Raw genomic sequence first — 21,680 nt, forward strand, 5'->3', positions numbered from 1 at the left:
AAAAATCGGAATCAGGCTACGAATTTTCGTGTAGCACGAATTCTCGTAATCGCCAATGATGGGCCGAAATGCCTGCGGCGATTGGACATTCCGGCGCGCGCCGGGCTGGCACACTCCTTGCGTAAATGACCGGAGCGTCACCGAGGAGGTCACATGTCCACATTCGACAATCCGTTCGATCCCGCCCGCCGCTTGCGCGCCGGCGCCTGCAGCTGCGGTCAGCATGCGAGCCAGTCCGAGCATGAGGCCACGCTGCAGCTCAGCTGCGACATTCCCGAGACCGAGGACAAGCGCTACGAGGGCGTCGTCGCGTCGGCCGTGATGCGTGCGGTGTTCCCGAAGGAGGTCGCACGCCGCGCCTTTCTGAAGTCGGTCGGTGCGTCCAGCGCGCTGGCGGCGCTGTCGCAGTTCTTCCCGATCAAGACGGCGACCGAAGTGTTCGCGCAGGGCGCGGGCAAACTGGAAAAGACCGATCTCAAGGTTGGCTTCATCCCGATCACCTGCGCGACACCGATCATCATGGCCGATCCGCTCGGCTTCTATAAGAAGCAGGGGCTCAATGTCGAAGTGGTGAAGACCGCCGGCTGGGCCGTCATCCGCGACAAGACCATCAACAAGGAATACGACGCCGCGCATATGCTGGCGCCGATGCCGATCGCGATCTCGCTGGGCCTGGGCTCGCAGCCGATCCCCTATACCGTGCCGGCGATCGAGAACATCAACGGCCAGGGCATCACGCTGGCCATGAAGCACAAGGACAAGCGCGACCCCCGGGATTGGAAGGGCTTCAAGCTCGCCATCCCGTTCGACTATTCGATGCACAATTATCTGCTGCGCTACTATCTCGCCGAACACGGCATCGATCCCGATACCGATGTGCAGCTGCGCTCGGTGCCGCCGCCGGAAATGGTCGCCAACCTGCGCGCTGATAATATCGACGGCTTCCTGGCGCCGGACAATATCTGCCAGCGCGCGATCTATGACGGCGTCGGCTTCATGCATATCCTGTCCAAGGAAATCTGGGATGGGCATCCGTGCTGTTCGTTCGCGGCGTCCAAGGAGTTCATCACGACGTCGCCGAATTCCTTCGCCGCGCTGACCCGCGCCATCGTCGATGCGACGGCCTATGCGTCGAAGGCGGAGAACCGCAAGTCGATCGCGGAAGCCATCGCGCCGGCAGCCTATCTCAACGCGCCGCCGGTGGTGCTGGAGCAGGTGCTGACTGGCACCTATGCCGACGGTCTCGGCGGCATCAAGACCGATGCGAAGCGCGTCGATTTCGATCCGTTCCCGTGGCAGTCCTTCGCCGTGTGGATGATGACCCAGATGCAGCGCTGGGGCCAGATCAAGGGCGATGTCGACTACAAGGGCGTCGCCGAACAGATCTATCTCGCCACCGACACCGCCAAGGTGATGAAGGAGATGGGCCTGACCCCGCCGGCAACGGCCTACAAGTCGTTTGCGGTGATGGGCAAGACTTTTGATCCCGAGAAGCCGAAGGAATATCTGGCGAGTTTTAAAATTCGGAAGGCGACGTGATGAACGATGCCTTCGCCCCTTTCTTACCTCGCCCCGCCGCGCGAAGCGAAGCTTCGCTAGGCGGGGAGAGGTCGACTGTAACGCGCGAAGCGCGTGGAAGTCGGGTGAGGGGGACTCTCGATGACACGACGTCGCTGCGGCTCCCCCTCATCCGTCGCGAACTTGCTTCGCAAGCTCGCGCCACCTTCTTCCCGCAAGCGGGGAGAAGGAAAGGACCTCAATGATCCAATCTCTTCGCTTCCGCGCTGCCGTCGTCTCCATCGCGATCTTCCTCGCCTTCATCGGCGTGTGGCACCTCGCCACGCGGCAGACGGCGAGTGTCGGCACCATGTCGCCGGAATATGCCAAGCTGATGGGCCTCACGGCGACATCGGGAAAATCGGCGATGCCCGGGCCGCTCGATGTCGGCGCCAAATTGTGGGAGCACCTGAAGCGGCCGTTCTATGACAACGGGCCGAACGACAAGGGGCTCGGCATCCAGCTGGCCTACTCGATCGGCCGCGTCGGGCTCGGCTATCTCATCGCGGTCATCGTCGCGATTCCGCTCGGCTTCCTGATCGGCATGTCGCCACTGATGAACAGAGCGCTCGATCCCTTCATCCAGGTGCTGAAGCCGATCTCGCCGCTCGCCTGGATGCCGCTCGCGCTCTACACCATCAAGGACTCCAGCCTGTCGGCGATTTTCGTCATCTTCATCTGCTCGGTCTGGCCGATGCTGCTCAACACCGCCTTCGGCGTCGCTGCCGTGCGCAAGGAATGGATCAATGTGGCGCGCACGCTGGAAGTCGGCACCTTCCGCCGCGCCTTCACGGTCATTCTTCCGGCGGCCGCACCGACCATCCTCACCGGCATGCGCATTTCCATCGGCATCGCGTGGCTCGTCATCGTTGCCGCCGAGATGTTGGTCGGCGGAACGGGCATCGGTTACTTCGTCTGGAACGAATGGAATAATTTATCGATCACAAATGTGATTATTGCGATCCTGATGATCGGGATCGTCGGGATGTTGCTCGATCAGATACTGGCGCGCTTCACCCGCATGGTCACGTTTCCGGAGTGAATGCGATGGCGTATGTAATGTCGACAAGCGCCTCTTGCTTACCTCGCCCCGCTTGCGGGGAGAGGTCGGGGCGCACGCGTCAGCGTGCGGCACGGGTGAGGGGGACTCTCCACACGCTCCGAGCCTGCGGAGGCTCCCCCTCATCCGACCGCGCTTCGCGCGGCCACCTTCTCCCCGCAAGCGGGGAGAAGACAAGAGCGCCATCGCCGCGAAAGCAGACCGCATGACCTCGACCAAATTCATTTCCATCGAAGGCATCGCCAAGCGCTATCCGCAGGCGGCGGGCGGCGCGACCACGATCTTCGAGGATCTCTGGCTGTCGATGCCACCGGGCGAGTTCGGCTGCATCATCGGCCATTCCGGCTGCGGCAAGACCACGGTGCTGAACATTCTCGCCGGGCTCGACGATCCCAGCGAAGGCACCGTCATCGTCGACGGCCAGGCGATCTCGGGCACCAGTCTCGACCGCGCGGTGATCTTCCAGAGCCACGCGCTGCTGCCGTGGCTGACTGTCATGGGCAACATCGCCTATGCGGTGTCGTCGAAATGGCGCAAGTGGGACAAGGCCAAAGTCCGCGCCCATGCGCAGACCTATATCGACAAGGTCGGTCTCACGGGCTCCGAGCACAAGCGGCCGTCGGAGCTGTCCGGCGGCATGAAGCAGCGCGTCGGCATTGCGCGCGCGCTGTCGATCACGCCGAAGATCATGCTGATGGACGAGCCGTTCTCGGCGCTCGATGCGCTCACCCGCGGCACACTGCAGGACGAGGTGCGGCGCGTCACGCTGGAGACCGGCCAGACCACTTTCATGATCACCCATGACGTCGACGAGGCGATGTATCTCGCCGACAAGATCTTCCTGATGACCAACGGCCCCGGCGCCGTGCTGGCGGAGATCGTCGAGAACCCGCTGCCGCGGGATCGCTCGCGCATCGATCTGCACAAGCACCCGCATTATTACGCGCTGCGCAACCACATCATCGATTTCCTGGTGACGCGCAGCAAGACGTTCACCGCCACCACGCCGCACCACGATCCGCGCCATGTGCCGGTGGTGCGGCCAGCTTTCACCGAGGCGCCAACGATGCCGTCTCTCCACAGCGCCGTGCGCTAACCAACTGCAAGACCCCCGAAGGAGAACCATCATGCTGCGATCCGACCTCACCGAAAAGCTGCTCGACATCAAGCGAGAGAAGGAATGGACCTGGAAATATATCTGCGAGCAGATCGGCGGCTATTCCGAAGTGCTGATCGTCGGCGCCGTTCTCGGCAACATGAAGCTGACTAAGCCGCAGGCGGCCAATGCCGGCGAGCTGTTCGGGCTCTCGAAGAGCGAGACTGCGATGCTCAACGAGATCCCGATGCGCGCCGAAAACGTGCAGATGCCGCCGCAGGATCCCTTGATCTATCGCTTCTACGAGATGGTGATGGTGAACGGCCCGGCCTGGAAGGCGCTGATCGAGGAGGAATTCGGCGACGGCATCATGTCGGCGATCGATTTCGACATGGTGATGCAGCGCATCAGTAACCCCAAGGGCGACCGCGTCCAGATCACGATGTCCGGCAAGTTCCTGCCGTACAAGTATTACGGCGCGACGGGCAATGTGCCGGAATATGGGTTCAAGGAGGGGTGAGGGGCTGCGGGCGTTATTTGCTGCTGAGCGTTATGGCCGGGCTCGTCCCGGCCAGTTCTCTTCCGATTGCTTCGCTCGTTGTGCTAACGTTTCAAGAGTGCGGCGCCGTCGCGCCTCAAGGTTAGCTATATGAGCTGTGATCTCCTGCCGGACGTTTTGGATCTGGGGATGAAAGTTGTGTTTTGCGGCACCGCTGCAGGGCGCGCTTCGGTCGAAGCTGGAAGCTATTATGCCCATCCTAGCAACAAGTTTTGGAGCGTCCTTGCCGAGATTGGTCTCACTGATCGGAAAAATCGCCCACATGAGTTTAGGGAAGTTGCAAAGTTCGGTGTTGGTCTCACTGATCTCTGTAAGGATGAGGCGGGAAACGACATTGATGTTCGTCCGACCTCCGCACACCGGGTGGTGCTTGCCGGGAAAATAGAAAAGTATCAGCCAACGTTTCTTGCGTTTACAAGCATAGAGGCCGGAAAACGATATTTTGGGCGTAATGTAGTGCTCGGCATGCAACAGCATCGTATCCAGAGCACGATGATCTACGTGCTGCCGTCGACCTCACCGATGGCTGCTTGGAACTGGGAAGCCCACAAGCATCACTGGCATGACCTCGCTAGTCTCATTAATGAGGAAAGTGCCAAAGGCGACAGGTGCTCCGTGTGATCGCAGGGGGGCAAGCTAGGTCGTGAAGGTCAGTAGGGACTTTCCTGTAACAACAGCCTGTCCCCTCGGCATGATGAAATAGTCGCCACCTGCTGATCGCCCTATCAGCTTCTCGTCGGTCATTTTAGTGAGCGTTTTTCTGAAGCGGTATTTGTTTGTATCGCTCACTTTGGACTCTAGGAAATCACTGGTCGCGCTCGAGTTTCGGGTAAGTATTACTAGGACTTCTTGTTGCGAGTTGAGGTCGTGCCGAGCGATAAATAGCTCACCATGACGTTCAATAATCACGGGAAAATCTTTCGCGGCGAGCCCATCTACAATGTCTTGCGCTTCTCGCATTGGATAGTCACCGTAAACTCGAACTAGCTCACATAGAATCCAAGTGGCGCTCGTCATAACGAACATCGTATCCATGCTGTTCGCGTCAAACCCCCCTAGATGGGCCGAGTCGCGATTGTTGCGAAAGTCCAGAAGGAGTCGAGCTAAAGGTGCAGTTTTCTGTCGAATGTGAAGGTCAATAGTGTTTGCGTTTTGAACTGCATTCAGGACCCTCGTCTTCTCCGCTGCTGGAATGTCGGAGCCGTAGGGGGTAATGGTGCTACCCAAAAAGTGTTGGTAGATGCGCAGCAGGGCCTCAGCGAAGCGTCCGCCTTTCAGTTGTCCTGGACCCCAGTCGTTCATGGCAAAGCGCTTCTTTATCTCAAGATACTCCTCGATCAATTTCGCGCTGAGATCTGAAGGAATTCCACGGATTTGAAGCGTCATTTTCTAGTTTCTTTTCGTTCAGTTCTTCTTGAAGCCAGTCGCTGCAAACTGTTCGCCGCTGCGTGTAACGACGTAGGCTATTCACTTCCGGCTCCATCGATTGCGCTACGATTCAGTCACGTCGCCCTGAATCATGGCGTCGACGCGCTTTGAACCTTCGAGAGTGAGTTTGTAGGTTTTCCGAGCTTGGCGAGAGCTCCCGCTCTTCTTGAGTTGAAGCAAAAGTGCAGGTCGGTCGTTCTTAAGTTGGTTGAGTGCTTCGGTTATATTTCCGATTCCGTGGCCCAAATTCTTCAAAAGGTCATTGAGTGATTGTGACTGAAAATTCTCGCTAGACTCGCACACTTGGAGCCAATAGGCGGCGACCATTGCCTTTTCCCGCTCCGTATTCGGCTGCGCGGCATCGAATAGTTCGGCGAAGGTTGTGTGCTGGCCTGGCTTAGATGTGTCAGCAGAGTTGAGGCTCGGCCCGGGTGCCTGAGAGCTCTTCAGGCCACTGCTTGTGAAGCCGTAATGGCTCATTGCCCATTGCAGTACTCTGATGCGTGCGTCGCTGTCTAAGTCGTCTAAGGCGGATGAGATTGTGCTCATCGCGCCGATTTCCTTTTCTGCGGACATGTTCTTGCTGCCTCCGGTTTCAGGGAGCTTAAGAGGAGCCTTCTGAAAGATCAAGTATCGATATGCACTTTGTTTATTATGCCATTGAAAGAACTGAATATAACTCTTTTCACTTATGTGAAAGACTATCTTTCAACATGAGTATCCGGCGCTTCCCAGCCACCTACCGTGACCGCGCGACGCCTGTCGAACCCTTGGTGATTTCGCGGTGTCGTCTTGGTATTTCATAAGATGTTGATTTTAAATGCAGAATTTATACAATTTCCCAGAGCGGTGAGTGTTTTCTTCAAGTGTCCGACAGGCGTCGCGCGGTCACGGCAGATGGCTGGGAAGCGGCGTTCATGAAAGTGGTAAGTGGGACACTGAGAGCGATAAATGATTTTCTTGCAGTTGTTTCGTAGGTATTTGAGGTTGGGTCTGTGTGCAGGAATTTGTGTAGTCCGGCGATTGGCGTCCGTTGGTGTGTAGATTCGTCCCCTTCGCTCGCGAGTTCAGCAGCAAGACCGATCAAGACACCCCCAATCCGCCATGCGATACCCGCCGCATGAATCAGCCCATCCCGCACCGCACGTCCGATCTCGTCGCCGTCCTCGCCTGGATCGAACAGCATCTCGACGATCTCCTGAGCGTCGAGACGATCGCCGCTCGCGCCAAGCTCTCGCCCTATCACTTCTCACGCCTGTTCTCCGCCGCGATGGGGCGAGGCGTGATGGCCCATGTGCGCGGCCGCAGGCTGGTCCGCGCGGCGCAGCGGCTGACGGCCGATCCCGATCTGCGGCTGGTCGATCTCGCGCTCGATTGCGGCTTTGACTCGCAGGAGGCGTTCACCCGAGCGTTCGCCCGCCTGTTCGGCGTTGCGCCCGGGCGGTTTCGGCGCGGCTTCAGTGTCACTCCCATCGAAGGACAATATCCGATGACCATGCCCGATGACGTCGCCGTCGCTGTCACCCGCTTGCCGGACCTGGTGGCGCTCGACGCCTTCACTGTTGCAGGTCCTTCGGCGCGGTTCGATGAGACGAACAAGGCCGAGATTCCGCAACTGTGGTCGAAGCTGATGGGCGCATTGCCGTTCAAGGGGCAGGCGCCGAGCTGGACCACCTATGGCGTGGTCTGGAATGTCGACCGCGCCGAAGGCAGTTTTGATTACATGGCCGGCGTCGGCGTGGAAGAGGATGCGGCGCTGCCTTTGGGCTTTGCGGTGAAGCGCATCGAAGCGTCGACTTATGCGGTGTTTCGCATCGTGCTGAATGGCGGGGCGGTGCATCCGCAGATCAAGCACGCGATGGCGACCATCTGGGGCGAGCTGGTGCCGGCCTCTGGCCTGACGGTCGCCGACCGGCCGGATTTCGAACGCTATGACAGCGAGTTCGCGCCGACCAAGAAGGGCGCGGTGATCGATTTCTATCTGCCGGTGGAGGTGTGAGGGGCGGGGTCGTCATCTCCGCCGGCTTCCCCTTGGCCGCAGCGCCGGGTGATCCCGCTCCGGCGGCGTATGCGCGGCTTCCAGCAGTGCCATCGCGTCGTCCGGAATCTGTGTCACATCGACGCCGCCGCGGCGCATTTCCTTCAGCGCGGTGCGGATCGCAGCGTCGCGCTCCATCATCTCGCGGCCGGTGCGCGCGGGCATGTCGATGTGGCGGCGCGGGCGCCGGCGGCCCATCGCCTCCAGCCGCGCCATCTTCACCAGTTGCAACGCCTGCATCAGGCGATCGATATCGACATCGGGCTGCGCTTCCAGCTCGCGCACGGCGCGCTCCGCCAGGGCGTGGAGCCGCTCGGCGAGTTTGCGCAGCTTGAGTTTTTGCGAGGCGCGGGCGGAGGGCACCGTGTCGGTGGCGCGGGGCGCGAAGAGCGGGCGCTTCCAGCCGCCGTCGCGCGTCCAGCGGCAGATCGAGGCGCGGCCGACGCCGGTTTGCTTCGCGATCTCGCCATAGGTCAGCGTGGTCGTCTCGATCAGGCGGCGCACCTGCGCGCATTTGGCATCCGCATGCGGCCGCTTTGAGCCGCGCAGCCGCGGCGCGCCGGGGATCGCGTCCGGCGCCTCGGGCTCATCGGGCGTGACCCGGAGGCGGATGATGGAATTATAGAGAGGGTATGACATGTAAAAGAATATATACCTAAAACCGGGATTGCGCAAGCCGGGCATGCGGCGTCCGATGCGTCGCCGTCCGTCGTCGATATTGTGAGAGGCGCGCATCCCGTCACTTGGCTGCACCTGTGATTGCGCGATAGGCTGGCACACGTCGATCGTGCCTGGCTCACAAAGAGGGGGCGGCGCGATGCGGAGGAAACCCGGCGGGAACGGCAGGGGGATTTCATGGCAGGTGTCGATTATCTGATCACCGCGCGCGGCATCTCGGGCGCTGCCTTCAACGAGAATGTCGGCACCATCCGCTATCTGCGGGTGCCGACCAATGTGGCGATCCCGACGCCGGCGATGGCGACGTCCAGCAAGACCGATCTCGCCAAATGGGTGAAGGAGGTGCGCGACATCGCCGACGGCGATCCCAACCAGAATTCGATCAGCGTGGCCGGCGACATCCTCGTCTTCATCCACGGCTACAACAACGATCTCGACATCATCATGAAGCGCCAGCGCCAGTTGGCGAAGGATCTCAAGGCCGAGGGCTGGAAGGGCCTCGTCATCGGCTTCGACTGGCCGAGCGACAACGAGACGCTGGCCTATTGGCAGGATCGCTCCAAGGGCGCCGAAGTGGCGGTGAAGCTGGTGAGCGATTGCATCACCGTACTGGCGCAGGGGCAGGAGAAGGACTGCGTCACCAATGTCCATCTGCTCGGCCATTCCACCGGCGCCTATGTGGCCATGGAAGCCTTCGTGCAGGCGGAGAAGGACGGCGCGCTGTTCAAGAGCAACTGGCGCGTCAGCCAGGTGGCCTTCATCGCCGGCGATGTGGCGTCGTCGAGCCTCTCGGCGAATGATTCCTGGTCGGGGCCGATGTTCAAGCGCATCCTGCGGCTGACCAACTATTCAAACCCCTATGACAGCGTGCTGGCGGCCTCCAATGCCAAGCGGCTCGGCGTGGCGCCGCGCGCGGGCCGCGTCGGCCTGCCGGCGGATGCGCATGCCAAGGCGACCAATGTCAATTGCGGGGACTATTTCGCCACGCTCGATCCGAAGAAGAGCACGTTCTTCGGCGACTTCACCCATTCCTGGCACATCGGCAACCGCGTCTTCGCGCGCGATCTCGCCATGACCCTCGAAGGCGCCATCGACCGCGACGCGATCCCGACGCGCGCGCTGGTCGGCGGCGCGCTCATGCTGCAGGACAGACCGCGGCCGAAATTCATGGCCGACTGGGGCATCAAGGCCGCCACGACCCGCGGCGGCGCGCCGCGCGATGGCACGGGCGTGCTGAGCTAGCGCCGGGCGCGGGGCCCCGGCGTGTTGTCGTGCTCAGCGTTTCGACTTTGCTTTTGATTTCTTGGCCTTTGATTTTTTGGTCTTGGCTTTCTTCGCCTTGGCCGTCTTGGTCTTGGCTTTTTTGGTCTTCGCCTTCGCGACCTTCTTGGATTTGACGGTCTTGGCTTTTTTGGCCGACGCGGCCTTTGCCGTCTTCTTCGTTGTTTTCTTCTTGGCTGTCTTGGCCTTCGCCTTCTTCGCTACGGCCTTCGCCGTCTTCTTTTTCGGCGGACGCACAGGTTCGTCATCGCTATGGGTTGCGGCATTGACGGTCCAGTTGGACGCCGGGATCGTGAAGAACATCTCGCGGCGCCGCGACTTGAATCCGCCGGGCTTGAAGTAGCTCTCCGTCCATCTGTCGTCCGGATCGAGGAACACCTTTTCGGGCTTCTCGCCTTTCTTGCGCTTGCTGGCCACGTCATTGGCGACATCGCGGAAATAGAAATGCCGGAACAGGCGGTCGAACTCGGTCATGTAGATGTCGGCCACGCGGGTCGAGCCGCGGATCAGGATCATGTTTTCGTCATTGGTGGTCAGCGATCCCTCCGAGAAATTCGCGGAGCCAGTGCAGATGAGGGGATCGTCGCTCAGGGGATCGATCAGCAGATATTTCGTGTGGACGAAGAAGATATTGCCTTCGTCGCGGGTGAGCTCCTCCTTGAGAAACCAGCGGTCCAGCGGAAATTCCTTCACCTTGCGCTTGGCGACCAGCTTGCCGTCGACCACCTTGAACTCGGCGCCGAGCACAGCGCCGAACGAGATCTGCAGGTCGCGGTCGCCTTTGAGCGCCTTGCGCTCGTCGGCGGTGGGCGGCTTTTCCTTGAGCACGAAGCGCAGGAAGTCGCGGTCGCGCGCCAGCGGCTCGATGAAATCAGCCGCGACGTTGAAGGCCGCGGTGAACATGATCGACGACGTGGCATCGCTCATCCGGTCGGCATACCAGTTCAGCATCGACGCCGTCTGGCGCGGCGAGAAGATGCAGGTCTGCGATCCCGGCTTCACGAGGGCAGGCGGGTAGGGCGAAATCTCCGCGACGCCTTCCTTCGCCGGCTTGCCGGTCGGGTTGTCGCTCAGGATCGTCCAGTATTTCAGGTATTGTTCGGCAACGTCGCTGTCATGGACGAGGTGGCCGACATTCGACTGGCCGAGGAAGCCGGACGGCGTGATGTTGGTCGAGCCGGTCCAGACTTTCTGCGGCGCGTCGCCGTCGAGCTTGATGATGAACTTGTTGTGCGGGATTGGCGGCCGTGTGCGCCAGATCACGACCGGCTCGCCATTGTGCTTCGCCTTGATGTCGAGGCCGGCCGCCTTCATCGCCTTGCGGTTTTTGCCCTTCTTGTCGTCATGCACGATCAGCCGGACGTCGAAGCCGCCATCGATCTTGGCCTTCAACGCCTGGATGATGGGCGCGTAGGTGAATTCGTAGATGCAGGCGCGCAGCGCCTCGCTCTTCTTCGTCGTGTCGATATAGTCCAGGCAGGCCTCCAGCAGGCCGCGCGAGAGCCAGACCGTGTGCTCGTCCTTCGGATTGTCCATCTCCGCGTCGGTCGGCTTGTGGTTCTTGAACTTGCGCGCATAGGCCTGGCTGGCGATGGCGCCGCGGTTGAACCAGATGCCGTGTTGACCATCGTCCTCCTTCTCCGTCGTGACGGTGAAGGCGAGCTTCTCGGCGTCGCGCAGTTCGGGCGCGGTCGGGTCGCCAAATACGGGGATGACCTCGAAGTGATAGGTCGTGCCGGGGTCTGCGGTGTAGTCGCTCCAGAGGAAACTCTGGATCGGAAATTTGTCGGTGAAATACTCTCCGTGCTCGGTGTCGGGCTCTGGCTCGACGGCTTCGAAGACTTTCAAGGATCGGAGGAATTCCGGCTTGCCGGCTCCCTTGGCGCGGCGGAACGCAAATCCCAGCAGCCCCTTGCACGCGGCCTCGTCGCAATTGAGGGCGATCATGATTGCGCGCGTGCCCGCGATCGCGCTCGCTTCGAAAGCTCCGGCAGACGTCGTGACGCGCATGGCCCTGTCCCCCCGTTTTTCGATGTTGCGCCGATGCTCGCCCAACGCCGTGTTTTGGTCAACCTATAGAAGATTTGTGACAGGATGCACGCTTAAGGAGTGCGGGCGAGGGGCTGTGTGACGTCGTGCCGGGGTGCGCGAAAGTGGACACGGATCTGCAGTCCACGGCCATGATCGCCTCATTGGAAACGATGCGTTTCCATCGTTTCCCTTTTCTCTTTCCAATTCGGCCCTAGATAGAGGCTCAGAAAACCCGCCCCGTGAGCACCCATTCCCATGAAAAACATCGGCTTTCTTTCCTTCGGTCACTGGACCCCGTCAACCTCGTCGCAGACGCGTTCGGCGGGCGACGCGCTGTTGCAATCGATCGATCTCGCCGTTGCTGCCGAGGAGCTCGGCGCCGACGGCGCCTATTTCCGGGTGCATCATTTCGCGCGCCAGCTCGCCGCACCATTTCCGCTGCTCGCGGCCGTCGGCGCGCGCACCAAAAAGATCGAGATCGGCACCGCCGTGATCGACATGCGCTACGAGAACCCGCTCTATATGGCGGAGGATGCCGGCAGCGCGGATCTCATCGCAAGCGGGCGGTTGCAGCTCGGCATCTCCCGCGGCTCGCCGGAACAGGTGATCGACGGCTATCGCTATTTCGGCTACGCGCCGCCTGAGGGTTCGAGCGACGCCGACATGGCGCGGCGGCACACCGAGGTGTTTCTCGACGTCCTTCAAGGCAAGGGCTTTGCGCAGCCCAATCCCAATCCGATGTTTCCGAACCCGCCCGGACTGCTGCGGCTCGAGCCGCATAGCGAAGGCCTGCGCGAGCGCATCTGGTGGGGCGCCTCCACCAATGCGACGGCGGAATGGGCGGCCAAGCAGGGCATGAACCTGCAGTCATCGACGCTGAAGATCGACGAATCAGGCAAGCCGTTTCATGTGCAGCAGGCCGAGCAGATCCGGCTCTATCGTGACGCCTGGAAGGCGGCAGGGCACACGCGCGACCCGCGCGTCTCGGTCAGCCGCAGCATCTTCGCGCTGGTGGACGACCGCGACCGCGCCTATTTCGGCCGGGGCAACGAGGGCGAGGACAAGGTCGGCTACCTGCACGGCACCGAGCGCGCCATCTTCGGCCGCAGCTTTGCGGCGGAGCCGGATGCACTGATCAAGCAGCTCAAGGGCGACGAGGCGATTGCCGAGGCGGATACGTTGCTCCTGACGGTGCCCAATCAGTTGGGCGTCGATTACAACGCCCATGTGATCGAGGCTATCCTGAAGCACGTGGCGCCGGGCATGGGCTGGCGTTAGCTGATACACACTCGTCATTCCGGGGCGCGTGCGCCTTCGCGCGCGAACCCGGAATCTCGATGTGTTCATCGCTCTCGCAGTTCGTGCGGCGGCGAGGTGGCCTCCATTCCGTCATTCCAGGTTCGCGTGCGAAGACGCACGCGCCCCGGAATGACGAGTGAATGCAGCTGGCGCATCACATGCCTACTTCTCGAACCCGACCTTCTTGATCAATTCACGCGCCGCCTTCTGGCTGGCAGCGATCGCATCGATATCAAGCGTATCGCTCGGAAACGCCCCCATCGCCGCCACCAGCGGCGCGCTCTCGGCATCTGCCGTCACCGGATATTCCAGCTCAGCCGCGGCGTAGATTTTCTGCGCGGCCGGCGTCACCAGGAATTCCAGAAACGTCAGCGCGGCCGCGCGATGCGGCGCGTGTTTCGCCAGCGCTGCACCGGTGAGGTTCACATGCGTGCCGCCGCGCTCGAATGTCGTCGGCACCGTCTTCACTTTATTCGCCCAGGCGGTCCAGTCCGCGCCCTCGCGGCCGTCGCGGAGTTGCGCCAGCGCCACGGTATTGGCGATGCCGATACTGCAGCGACCTTCCGCAAGCTGGCGAATGACATCGTTGTCCTTGCCTTCCGGCGCATGCGCGAGATTGGCCTTGATGCCGCGCAGCCAGGCTTCGGTGGCGTCGGCACCGTGGTGCAGGAGATAGGCCGATATCAGTGCGACATTGTTCTGATGCAATGGCGAGCGGATGCAGAGCTGGCCGCGAAAGCGGGGATCGGCGAGATCCTCATAGCGGATCGCGCCTTGCGGTGAGTCATTCCGCACCATCACCACGCGCGGCCGCACCGACAGGCTGATCCATTCCCTGCCGCGCAGTTGCGGCGGGATCGCCCTGTCGAGCAGGGGAGAGGCTGTGGGCTGCGACAGACCATTCGCGGCGAATTGCGAGGTCTTGTCGAGACCGATGGTCATCAGCACGTCGGCGGGGGAGGCGTCGCCCTCGGCCTTCATGCGCTTGACGAGATTGTCCTCGATATAAGTGAGCTTGACCGTGATCCCTGTCGTCGCCGTGAAGGACGCGATGACCGGTTCAATCAGCTTCGGCTCGCGGGTCGAATAGAGATTGATCTCCTCGGCGCGGCTTGTGGCCATGCCGAAGGGTAGCCACGTCGCGGCCAGCGCAATCAGGAGTGCGGCGGCGCGACGTGGTTTGGTCATGATCAGAACTTCACCGTCGCTGCCAGCGAGAACCGCCGCGCATCGCCAATGGCAACGTTGGGAAGGCTCACTGCCGAGGGATAGTAGACCTTGTCGAAGATGTTCTTGATGTTGAATTGATAGATCACGGGCAGCGTCTGGTACTTCGTCTCGTAGGTCGCAAAGGCGTCGGCCACCGCGTAAGACGGCAGCACGAAGCTGTTTGCAGCGTCGCCGGGACGATCTCCCACATAATGTGCGCCGGCACCGACCCGCAGGCGGCCCGGCAGCAGCGTGCCGAAATCATAGACGAGATATAGCGACCCGGTGTTCAGGGCGACATTCTGCAGGTGATTTCCAGTGTATTGCGAGTCCTGCGTCAGCAGCGCGTCGGTATAGGCATAGCTGGCGATCATGCTCCAGCTGTCAGTCAGCTTGCCGGTCACGTCGACTTCGACACCGCGTGAGCGCGCCGCAGCCGCGGTACGTGCCTCGTTGGTCGTGGTGACCGTATTGTACTGCGACAGCATCACATTCTTTTTGTCGATGTCGTAGAGCGCGACCGTGCCGGACAACCTCTTGTTGATATCGAACTTGATGCCGGTCTCCCACGACACGCCCTCCTCGGGCTTCGTCTGCGAGTCGAAGACCGCGCCGTTGGGAGCGATCGTCGAATTCGGCTTCAGCGATTCCGTGTAGCTGGCATAGAGCGAGACTTCGTCGGTGACCTTCAGGATCACGCCGCCGAGCGGCAGCGCTTTGTTGCCGGACAGATCCGTATTGGCGATGAACGGATTGCGCCCGCGTCCCGCCAGCTGGTCGAACGTCATATAGCGCACGCCGCCGACCACGGCGACCCGATTGGTCAGATGCAGCGTGTCCTGGAAGAACAAAGACTGCGTGCTGAGCTTGTCGGTCTGGTCGCTGTCGGTGGCGACAACAGTCGTGCCGGGCAACTGCCGGCCGTAGACCGGATTGAAGATGTCGAAATTCGCGGCCCCCTGCCTGACCAGATCCTTGCGGTAGATCACGCGATACTGGGCATCACCGCCGAACAGCACTTCGTTGCGCATGCCGCCGATCCAGAATCCGCCCTGAATATAAGCGGTGCCGAAGCTGGAGGACGTCAGCGCGCCGTAGGTGCCGTCATTGCTGCGTGTCGCGATGCCGGTGGTCGGGTTAACCACCGTATTGCGCAACTGCGCGGCATTGTAGGTTTCGACGTTGTAGCTGTAGCCGGCATAGACTTTCCAATCCTCATTAATCTTCTGGTCCACCGATGCCTGGATGAGATCCGACGTACCCCACATGCTGTTATAGGGTTCGTCGATGCGGCGTGTCGCCGGAATGGCGAACGGGGCCTTTGTCACGCTGTTGAAGGCCGTGCCACGATCGAACGGCGAATAGAAGTCGCGGTGTTCGTAGTTGATCTGAACCGTGGTCGTGTCGCCATACCAGGCCAGCGACGGCGCATAGAGCGTCTCCTTGCGGGTGCCGAAGTTGCGCCAGTAGTCTTCGTTGATTCCATAACCGACGAAGCGATAGGCGAGTCCATCCTTGCCGAGCGGTCCGGTGATATCGATGGTCGCGTTGGCCCCGCTGCGCGAGCCGTAGGTCGCGCCTTCCAGCGTCACCTCGCCGTGCTGATACAATTCCGGCCGCTTGCTGATGGTGTTGACGATGCCGCCTGGATCCATGATGCCGTAGAGCAGCGACGCCGGTCCCTTCAGTACTTCGATGCTTTCAACAGCTGGATTGAACGAGCGGCCCTGCACGATCGGCATGCCGTTGCGCATGATCGAACCGTCGCGGTTGTCGCCGAAGCCGCGGCGGATGACGGCGTCCTGGGTGCCGGCCAGCGTGTTGGTCTGGGTGATGCCGGAGATGTTGATCAACGCGTCATCGAGATTGCGCGGACGCTGGTCGCTGATGACCTGCTGCGGCACGACGTTGACGACCTGCGACGTGTTGAGCGGCGAGGTCGCGCCGCGCAGCGTTGTCGCATCCGGCATCGCGCGGTAGCCGAGGATCTGTTCATATTTGGCGGCCGCAGCGGCGATGGCGCGCTCGGTTGGTGTCGGCGGGGCGGGCGGTGGATTGGCGTTGCGGCGTGCGGCGACAGCCCGCGCCCGGCTCGGCGTGGCGCTCGCAGCACGTGCGGGCCGGCGCGCCTGTGTCGGCGATTCGACGGTGACCGGCGGCAGTGCCGTGCTCGATTGTGCGTTGGCGACCGACATATCGGTGGAGAGATCGCCAAGCAGGAACGTCGCGCCGATCAACCAATACGCGCGCCGCACCCTGAAGATGCTGCGTGCGTTGCTGTCGAGATTGCAATGGTTGTCCGTCGTCACGTTGTGTCGCCTTCGCGTTTGAGAAACATGCGCACGCGATCTAGCAGTAGCTTTGAATGAAAACTTCGAATGGGAGGTTGAATCGCTCTAAAGCGACGAGATTGGCGAGCCTGTGTGTCTTCGGTGATGCAGTCGCAAGGTGAGGCGCGACACGATTGAACAATCAGCGTGCATTTTGAGCAATTTGTAGCACGCGCATGCGAGCCGCCATCGGCACGCAGTGCGACTCTGTTTCAGAATTTGCCGATCGCAGTTTGGAATCTTGAGTCAGACTCTGCGAGTCTGGAACGTTTCAAAAGACAAGAGCCGCGCATCGTTCGATGGCGCGGCTCCATGAAACGTCGTGAGTTGCGGCGGGACGTTTCGCTGCAACTCGAGGCTGTGGATATCAGGTTCCGGCCTTCACCTGCGCGACGGCCTCAGCGGTCAGCTGATCCATCTTCACACGGAGCTGCGGCTCGGTCATCGCGATGCCCTTGGCGGTGAGATCGGCGAGCACCTTGCGCACCACGTCGCCGTCGCCGGCTTCCTCGAAATCGGCTGCGACGACTTCCTTGGCATAGGCGGCGGCCTCGTCGCCGGACTTGCCGAGCTGTTCGGCGACCCACAGGCCCAGCAGCTTGTTGCGGCGGGCCTCGGCCTTGAACTTCTGGCTTTCATCGAGCGCATACTTGTTCTCGAAGGCTTCGCCGCGCTTGTCGAATGATGACATGGTTAAAGTTCCCGTCGGGGTTGTTGGGCGGTCAGGACGACGTTGTAAACGCCGGTTCGGAGCTTAAATAAGGTCGAGATACCGTTGGAACAATCGGCCGCAAGGTCGCAGGCAAGACGGTATCGGGCGAGGCTTATCGGGCCAGGCTTGCGCGAGGTTGGGGTAAACCCCCACTCGGCGGGCCGGGTCGATTGTACTGGCAGGGCCGATCGGGTAGGTTGCCGACAGGCTCGGTTCTCGTTCTGTTTCTTCCCGTTCCTGGCCTTCACGGCAGCTCCGTCGTGGGTCGATCCCGTTATTCGGAGCACACCACATCCATGGATTTCAACAACACCCGGTACATCCCCATGAGCCGTCGACGTCGCATTTATGAAGGCAAGGGCAAGGTCCTGTATGAAGGCCCGGAGCCCGGTACCCTGATTCAGCACTTCAAGGACGACGCGACCGCGTTCAATGCCAAGAAACACCAGGTGATCGAGGGCAAGGGTGTCCTCAACAACCGGATTTCGGAATACCTGTTCCAGCATCTGAACGACATCGGCGTGCCGACTCATTTCATCCGCCGGCTCAACATGCGCGAGCAGCTGATTCGCGAAGTCGAGATCGTGCCGCTGGAAGTCGTGGTCCGTAACGTGGCGGCGGGCTCGCTGTCGCAGCGCCTCGGCATCGAGGAAGGCACTCAGTTGCCCCGCTCGATCATCGAGTTCTATTACAAGAACGACCAGCTCAACGACCCGATGGTCTCGGAAGAGCACATCACGGCGTTCGGCTGGGCCACCCCGCAGGAAATCGATGACATCATGGCGCTCGCCATCCGCGTCAACGACTTCCTCACCGGTCTTTTCCTCGGCATCGGCATCCGCCTCGTCGATTTCAAGATGGAATGCGGCCGCCTGTTCGAAAACGACATGATGCGCATCATCGTCGCCGACGAGATCTCGCCCGACTCATGCCGGCTGTGGGATATCAAGTCGAACGAGAAGCTGGACAAGGATCGTTTCCGTCGGGATCTCGGCGGCGTGCTGGAGGCCTATACCGAGGTCGCCAAGCGTCTCGGCATTCTCTCCGAAAACGAACGCCCGATGGGCACCGGCCCGGTACTGGTCAAGAGCTGAGGATTACGACGTGAAAGCCCGCGTAACTGTTACCCTGAAAAACGGCATCCTTGACCCGCAGGGCAAGGCCATCGAAGGCGCGCTGAAATCGCTCGGCGTCGATGGCATTGCCTCTGTGCGGCAGGGCAAGGTGTTCGACATCGAACTGAACGGCGCCGACAAGGCGAAAGCCGAAGAGGCGCTGAAGGCCGCAGCCGACAAGCTGCTGGCGAATACGGTGATCGAAAACTACCGCGTCGAAGTGCTCTGAGCCAGGTTATCGCTATGAAATCCGCCGTTCTCGTCTTCCCCGGAATCAACCGCGAACGCGACATGGCGCGGGCGCTCAAGCTGGCATCGGGGCAGGAGTCCACGATGGTCTGGCACGCCGAGACCTCGCTGCCCAAGGGCACCGATCTCGTCGTCGTCCCCGGCGGTTTCTCGTACGGTGACTATCTGCGCTGCGGCGCCATCGCGGCGCGTTCGCCGGTGATGGATGCGGTCCGCAAGTTTGCGGCCGATGGTGGCCTTGTGATGGGCGTCTGCAATGGCTTCCAGATCCTGTGCGAGTCAGGTCTTTTGCCGGGCATCCTGATGCGCAATGCCAAGCTGAAATTCCTCTGCCACGACGTGCATCTGCGCGTCGAACGGTCCGACACGGCGTTTACACGTGGCTACAATGCCGGTCAGGTGATCCGCGTGCCGATCGCCCACGGCGAGGGTAACTACACCGCCGATGTCGATACGCTGAAGCGCCTCGAAGGCGATGGCCGCGTGCTCTATCGCTATTGTTCGCCGACCGGCGAGGTTGGCGACATGCACAACATCAATGGCGCAGCCGCATCGATTGCCGGCATCGTCAGCGAGAAGGGCAACGTGCTCGGCATGATGCCGCATCCGGAAAATCACGTCGAAGACATCATGGGCTGCACGGATGGCCGCGGGTTGTTTGCTGGTCTTGTCGAGCATCTGGAGCGCGCTGCGTGATCGCCGCTGTGGCGCGGCTGTCGAAGCTCGCCGCAACGCTTGCGCTCGTGCTGGGCACGAGCGTCTCGGCATCCGCCGATGATTATCCCAAGCGCCCCATCACCATGATTGTGCCTTTCGCGGCCGGCGGCACGTCGGACGTGATTGCGCGCGCGGTTGCCGAGCAGATGGCGGTGCCGCTCGGCCAGACCATCATCATCGAGAACGTGGTCGGCGCCGGTGGCTCCACCGCGCTGGCCCGCGCGGCGCGGTCTGCGCCGGATGGCTACACCATCGCCATCGGCAATGCCGGCACCAGTGCGGCGACCTACACGATCTATCCGAAGCTGTCCTTTACGCCGGACTCCTTTGCCTCGATCGGCATGGTGGCCAAGACCTTCGGCGTCGTGGCGCTGCGCAAGGATTTTCCGGCGAGTGATCTCAAGGGCTTCATCGCCTACGCCAAGGCCAATCCCGGCAAGGTCAATCTCGGCCATGCCGGCATCGGCTCGTCGAATTATCTGATCTGCAAGAGCTTCGTGCAGGCCGCCGGCATCGACGTCACCCTGGTTGGTTATCGCGGCGCTGCGCCCGCGCTCACGGATGCAATCGGCGGCCAGATCGACGGCGTCTGCGATTCCGCGGCCTCCGTTTCGCAGGCCATCGACGACAAGCTCGTGAAGGGCATCGTGGTCGGCTCCACCGTGCGGCTGGCGACGTTGCCCGATCTGCCGACCTCGGCGGAAGCAGGCCTGCCCGACTTCGAGGCGCAGGGCTGGAATGGCCTGTTCGCGCCGAAGGGCACGCCGCCGGAGATCATCGCGAAGCTGAACGCCGCTGCTCGTGCGTCGGTTGAAAGCGATCTCGTGAAAAAGCGTTTCCACGATTTGTCGACTGTGGCGCCCGACGCCGATGAGCATGCACCGGAGGTGCTGCAGCAATTGGTGACGCGTGATGTGGCGAAGTACAACAAGCTCCTGACGCCGTAGTCGTCCAATGTCCGAAGGCGCTTCATTGTCGCGCCTCCACCATTTCAGCACCGCCCATTGTCTCATTACGGGGCGATGGCCTGATATTTTCCCCTGATATTTACTAAAGTCCCTCTGCAGGTCGCTGCGTGCAATTGTCGGATCCAGCGCGATGTTTCCGGCCAGGCCCCGGCCGGTTGCTTTTGGAGCGAGGTGGGCATCAAATAGCACGCAGAGGTCGTAAGGCTCGGTCGAAAGCGACCTGAAGCGGACTTTCCAAGTCTATTATGGCCACGTCTATTGCGGCGCGTGGTTTCTGAAGTGCTCGACGGTTGGCTACCAGCGTGTCTCGGCAGTTGGAGAAGCTGCATGATGAACCGAAGTCAGGTGCTCGTGGATTTGGCGCTCCAGGGCGGAGGCTCGCATGGCGCATTCACGTGGGGTGTCCTCGATCGGCTGCTTGAGGAGCCGTGGTTGCAAATTGCCGGCATATCCGGAACGTCGGCAGGAGCGATGAATGCTGCCGTTCTAGCGGACGGTTGGACTGCCGGCGGTGCCGACGGAGCACGCGAGGCTCTGGACAAATACTGGCGACGCGTCTCGCGTGCCGCGGCCTTCAGTCCGTTTCAACGTTCCCCCCTCGACCGCCTCATGGGACGCTGGTCGCTCGACACTTCTCCGGCCTATCTCTTCGCCGATCTGATGTCGCGAGTCCTGTCGCCTTATGATCTCAATCCGCTCGGTTACAACCCGTTGCGCGAGATACTGGCCGAAAGCATTGATTTCGAGCGTCTCGCCGGTGCGCCGATCAAACTCTTCGTAACGGCCACGCGGGTACGGACAGGTCGCGGGCGAATTTTCCGTAACGTCGAGATCACCGCAGATGTCCTGCTTGCGTCGGCGTGCCTGCCGACGATGTTCCGTGCGATCGAGATTGAAGGCGAAGCCTATTGGGACGGGGGCTACGCAGGCAACCCCACGATCACGCCGCTTGTGCGCGAGACGGATGCGCGGGACACCATCGTCGTGCAGATCAATCCGACCGAGCGACCGGAGGAGCCGCGCACGGCTGCTGACATTCTCAACCGTCTCAATGAAATTTCATTCAACTCGCCGCTGGCAAAGGAGCTGCGGATGATTGCGCTGCTTCGTCAGGTGGCGGATCCCGGCACCGGGGAAGGCGCCCGTTGGGCTCAAATGAAGACGCACCGGATCAAGAGCGACATGCTCGCGACTTTCGCCGCGTCATCCAAGCTCAACGCCGAATGGGCCTTCGTATCCAAGCTGCGCGACGAGGGCCGGCGAGCGGCAGGGGACTTTCTTGATTTGCACGGCGACGATCTTGGCGAGCGTTCGACGGCCGATCTCGACATCCTGTTGGCGGAGTGCTGACGA

20 protein-coding genes are annotated in these 21,680 nt (G+C 61.3%); 13 read left to right on the plus strand and 7 right to left on the minus strand.

Translation table 11 applies throughout. The annotated features are described in order from the left end of the window. Window positions 1-153: 153 nt before the first annotated feature. The 5 genes from AB8A38_RS28975 to AB8A38_RS28995 all read left to right on the plus strand — a co-directional run bounded on the left by AB8A38_RS28975 (window position 154) and on the right by AB8A38_RS28995 (window position 4,893). Window positions 154-1,539 (plus strand): CmpA/NrtA family ABC transporter substrate-binding protein, encoded by a 1,386-nt coding sequence (locus AB8A38_RS28975; protein ID WP_439088342.1) that lies wholly within the window; start codon window positions 154-156, stop codon window positions 1,537-1,539. A 220-nt stretch (window positions 1,540-1,759) separates the two neighbouring features. After that, window positions 1,760-2,599 (plus strand): nitrate ABC transporter permease, encoded by an 840-nt coding sequence (gene ntrB, locus AB8A38_RS28980; RefSeq protein WP_439088344.1) that lies wholly within the window; start codon window positions 1,760-1,762, stop codon window positions 2,597-2,599. A gap of 223 nt (window positions 2,600-2,822) precedes the next feature. After that, window positions 2,823-3,713, plus strand: a complete 891-nt coding sequence (locus tag AB8A38_RS28985; RefSeq protein WP_439088346.1) for an ABC transporter ATP-binding protein — start codon at window positions 2,823-2,825, stop codon at window positions 3,711-3,713. Window positions 3,714-3,744: 31 nt separating this feature from the next. After that, window positions 3,745-4,233, plus strand: a complete 489-nt coding sequence (gene cynS, locus AB8A38_RS28990) for a cyanase (protein WP_439088348.1) — start codon at window positions 3,745-3,747, stop codon at window positions 4,231-4,233. Between the two features lie 129 nt (window positions 4,234-4,362). After that, window positions 4,363-4,893 carry a mismatch-specific DNA-glycosylase gene (locus AB8A38_RS28995; RefSeq protein WP_439088350.1) on the plus strand — a complete coding sequence of 177 codons (531 nt, stop codon included), beginning with the start codon at window positions 4,363-4,365 and terminating at the stop codon, window positions 4,891-4,893. A 15-nt stretch (window positions 4,894-4,908) separates the two neighbouring features. On the opposite strand, the gene AB8A38_RS29000 is transcribed toward AB8A38_RS28995, so the two are convergent. Together AB8A38_RS29000 and AB8A38_RS29005 are read right to left on the minus strand one after the other, a co-directional pair. Beyond that, window positions 4,909-5,658: a hypothetical protein gene (locus AB8A38_RS29000; RefSeq protein ID WP_439088351.1), complete on the minus strand. Its 750-nt coding sequence runs from the start codon at window positions 5,656-5,658 to the stop codon at window positions 4,909-4,911. A gap of 105 nt (window positions 5,659-5,763) precedes the next feature. Further along, a complete protein-coding gene (locus AB8A38_RS29005) occupies window positions 5,764-6,276 on the minus strand; it encodes a hypothetical protein (RefSeq protein WP_439088352.1) in 513 nt (170 codons plus the stop codon). Window positions 6,277-6,820: 544 nt separating this feature from the next. Here AB8A38_RS29005 and AB8A38_RS29010 point away from each other — a divergent pair. After that, entirely contained in the window at window positions 6,821-7,699 is an 879-nt protein-coding gene (locus AB8A38_RS29010; protein ID WP_439088353.1) for an effector binding domain-containing protein, read from the plus strand. 12 nt (window positions 7,700-7,711) lie between these two features. Here the strand turns inward: AB8A38_RS29010 and AB8A38_RS29015 are convergent, their stop codons facing one another. Beyond that, complete coding sequence (locus AB8A38_RS29015; protein ID WP_439088354.1) at window positions 7,712-8,413, minus strand: hypothetical protein; 702 nt, start codon at window positions 8,411-8,413, stop codon at window positions 7,712-7,714. 180 nt (window positions 8,414-8,593) lie between these two features. Here AB8A38_RS29015 and AB8A38_RS29020 point away from each other — a divergent pair, with 180 nt between their 5' ends. Further along, a complete protein-coding gene (locus tag AB8A38_RS29020; protein ID WP_439088355.1) occupies window positions 8,594-9,658 on the plus strand; it encodes an alpha/beta fold hydrolase in 1,065 nt (354 codons plus the stop codon). Between the two features lie 33 nt (window positions 9,659-9,691). Here the strand turns inward: AB8A38_RS29020 and AB8A38_RS29025 are convergent, their stop codons facing one another. Then, window positions 9,692-11,707: a phospholipase D-like domain-containing protein gene (locus AB8A38_RS29025; protein ID WP_439088356.1), complete on the minus strand. Its 2,016-nt coding sequence runs from the start codon at window positions 11,705-11,707 to the stop codon at window positions 9,692-9,694. A gap of 276 nt (window positions 11,708-11,983) precedes the next feature. On the opposite strand from AB8A38_RS29025, the gene AB8A38_RS29030 reads away from it, so the two are divergent. Beyond that, window positions 11,984-13,006 carry an LLM class flavin-dependent oxidoreductase gene (locus AB8A38_RS29030; RefSeq protein WP_439088357.1) on the plus strand — a complete coding sequence of 341 codons (1,023 nt, stop codon included), beginning with the start codon at window positions 11,984-11,986 and terminating at the stop codon, window positions 13,004-13,006. Window positions 13,007-13,189: 183 nt separating this feature from the next. Here the strand turns inward: AB8A38_RS29030 and AB8A38_RS29035 are convergent, their stop codons facing one another. The 3 genes from AB8A38_RS29035 to AB8A38_RS29045 all read right to left on the minus strand — a co-directional run bounded on the left by AB8A38_RS29035 (window position 13,190) and on the right by AB8A38_RS29045 (window position 17,257). After that, a complete protein-coding gene (locus tag AB8A38_RS29035) occupies window positions 13,190-14,215 on the minus strand; it encodes an extracellular solute-binding protein (protein ID WP_439088358.1) in 1,026 nt (341 codons plus the stop codon). Between the two features lie 2 nt (window positions 14,216-14,217). Continuing rightward, on the minus strand, window positions 14,218-16,431 hold the full coding sequence (locus AB8A38_RS29040; protein WP_439088626.1) for a TonB-dependent siderophore receptor: 2,214 nt from the start codon (window positions 16,429-16,431) through the stop codon (window positions 14,218-14,220). Window positions 16,432-16,933: 502 nt separating this feature from the next. Continuing rightward, window positions 16,934-17,257, minus strand: a complete 324-nt coding sequence (locus AB8A38_RS29045; protein WP_439088359.1) for a DUF1476 domain-containing protein — start codon at window positions 17,255-17,257, stop codon at window positions 16,934-16,936. A 347-nt stretch (window positions 17,258-17,604) separates the two neighbouring features. Here AB8A38_RS29045 and purC point away from each other — a divergent pair, with 347 nt between their 5' ends. From purC to AB8A38_RS29070, 5 genes are all read left to right on the plus strand, one after another. Then, complete coding sequence (purC, locus tag AB8A38_RS29050) at window positions 17,605-18,372, plus strand: phosphoribosylaminoimidazolesuccinocarboxamide synthase (RefSeq protein WP_170849540.1); 768 nt, start codon at window positions 17,605-17,607, stop codon at window positions 18,370-18,372. 10 nt (window positions 18,373-18,382) lie between these two features. Next, entirely contained in the window at window positions 18,383-18,622 is a 240-nt protein-coding gene (gene purS / locus AB8A38_RS29055) for a phosphoribosylformylglycinamidine synthase subunit PurS (protein ID WP_089265033.1), read from the plus strand. A 14-nt stretch (window positions 18,623-18,636) separates the two neighbouring features. After that, window positions 18,637-19,338, plus strand: a complete 702-nt coding sequence (gene purQ, locus AB8A38_RS29060) for a phosphoribosylformylglycinamidine synthase subunit PurQ (RefSeq protein ID WP_315842924.1) — start codon at window positions 18,637-18,639, stop codon at window positions 19,336-19,338. Beyond that, window positions 19,335-20,306, plus strand: coding sequence for a tripartite tricarboxylate transporter substrate-binding protein (locus AB8A38_RS29065; protein WP_315842923.1), 972 nt, complete (start codon window positions 19,335-19,337; stop codon window positions 20,304-20,306). The genes purQ and AB8A38_RS29065 overlap by 4 nt, the downstream gene beginning before the upstream one ends. Before the next feature lie 351 nt (window positions 20,307-20,657). After that, window positions 20,658-21,677 (plus strand): patatin-like phospholipase family protein, encoded by a 1,020-nt coding sequence (locus tag AB8A38_RS29070; protein WP_315844191.1) that lies wholly within the window; start codon window positions 20,658-20,660, stop codon window positions 21,675-21,677. Window positions 21,678-21,680 lie beyond the last annotated feature (3 nt).

This window comes from Tardiphaga sp. 839_C3_N1_4 (assembly GCF_051811045.1).
In the GTDB taxonomy this organism is placed as follows: domain Bacteria; phylum Pseudomonadota; class Alphaproteobacteria; order Rhizobiales; family Xanthobacteraceae; genus Tardiphaga.

Excerpts from the sequence above, each read along its gene's own strand:
- purC (WP_170849540.1), top strand. The coding sequence starts at position 17,605 with ATGAGCCGTCGACGTCGCATTTATGAAGGCAAGGGCAAGGTCCTGTAT.
- AB8A38_RS29010 (WP_439088353.1), top strand. The coding sequence starts at position 6,821 with ATGAATCAGCCCATCCCGCACCGCACGTCCGATCTCGTCGCCGTCCTC.
- AB8A38_RS29040 (WP_439088626.1), bottom strand. The coding sequence starts at position 16,431 with ATGTCGGTCGCCAACGCACAATCGAGCACGGCACTGCCGCCGGTCACC.
- ntrB (WP_439088344.1), top strand. The coding sequence starts at position 1,760 with ATGATCCAATCTCTTCGCTTCCGCGCTGCCGTCGTCTCCATCGCGATC.
- AB8A38_RS29005 (WP_439088352.1), bottom strand. The coding sequence starts at position 6,276 with ATGTCCGCAGAAAAGGAAATCGGCGCGATGAGCACAATCTCATCCGCC.
- AB8A38_RS28995 (WP_439088350.1), top strand. The coding sequence starts at position 4,363 with ATGAGCTGTGATCTCCTGCCGGACGTTTTGGATCTGGGGATGAAAGTT.
- AB8A38_RS29030 (WP_439088357.1), top strand. The coding sequence starts at position 11,984 with ATGAAAAACATCGGCTTTCTTTCCTTCGGTCACTGGACCCCGTCAACC.
- AB8A38_RS28975 (WP_439088342.1), top strand. The coding sequence starts at position 154 with ATGTCCACATTCGACAATCCGTTCGATCCCGCCCGCCGCTTGCGCGCC.
- purQ (WP_315842924.1), top strand. The coding sequence starts at position 18,637 with ATGAAATCCGCCGTTCTCGTCTTCCCCGGAATCAACCGCGAACGCGAC.
- AB8A38_RS29025 (WP_439088356.1), bottom strand. The coding sequence starts at position 11,707 with ATGCGCGTCACGACGTCTGCCGGAGCTTTCGAAGCGAGCGCGATCGCG.
- AB8A38_RS29000 (WP_439088351.1), bottom strand. The coding sequence starts at position 5,658 with ATGACGCTTCAAATCCGTGGAATTCCTTCAGATCTCAGCGCGAAATTG.
- AB8A38_RS29035 (WP_439088358.1), bottom strand. The coding sequence starts at position 14,215 with ATGACCAAACCACGTCGCGCCGCCGCACTCCTGATTGCGCTGGCCGCG.
- AB8A38_RS29020 (WP_439088355.1), top strand. The coding sequence starts at position 8,594 with ATGGCAGGTGTCGATTATCTGATCACCGCGCGCGGCATCTCGGGCGCT.
- AB8A38_RS28985 (WP_439088346.1), top strand. The coding sequence starts at position 2,823 with ATGACCTCGACCAAATTCATTTCCATCGAAGGCATCGCCAAGCGCTAT.
- AB8A38_RS29045 (WP_439088359.1), bottom strand. The coding sequence starts at position 17,257 with ATGTCATCATTCGACAAGCGCGGCGAAGCCTTCGAGAACAAGTATGCG.
- cynS (WP_439088348.1), top strand. The coding sequence starts at position 3,745 with ATGCTGCGATCCGACCTCACCGAAAAGCTGCTCGACATCAAGCGAGAG.
- AB8A38_RS29070 (WP_315844191.1), top strand. The coding sequence starts at position 20,658 with ATGAACCGAAGTCAGGTGCTCGTGGATTTGGCGCTCCAGGGCGGAGGC.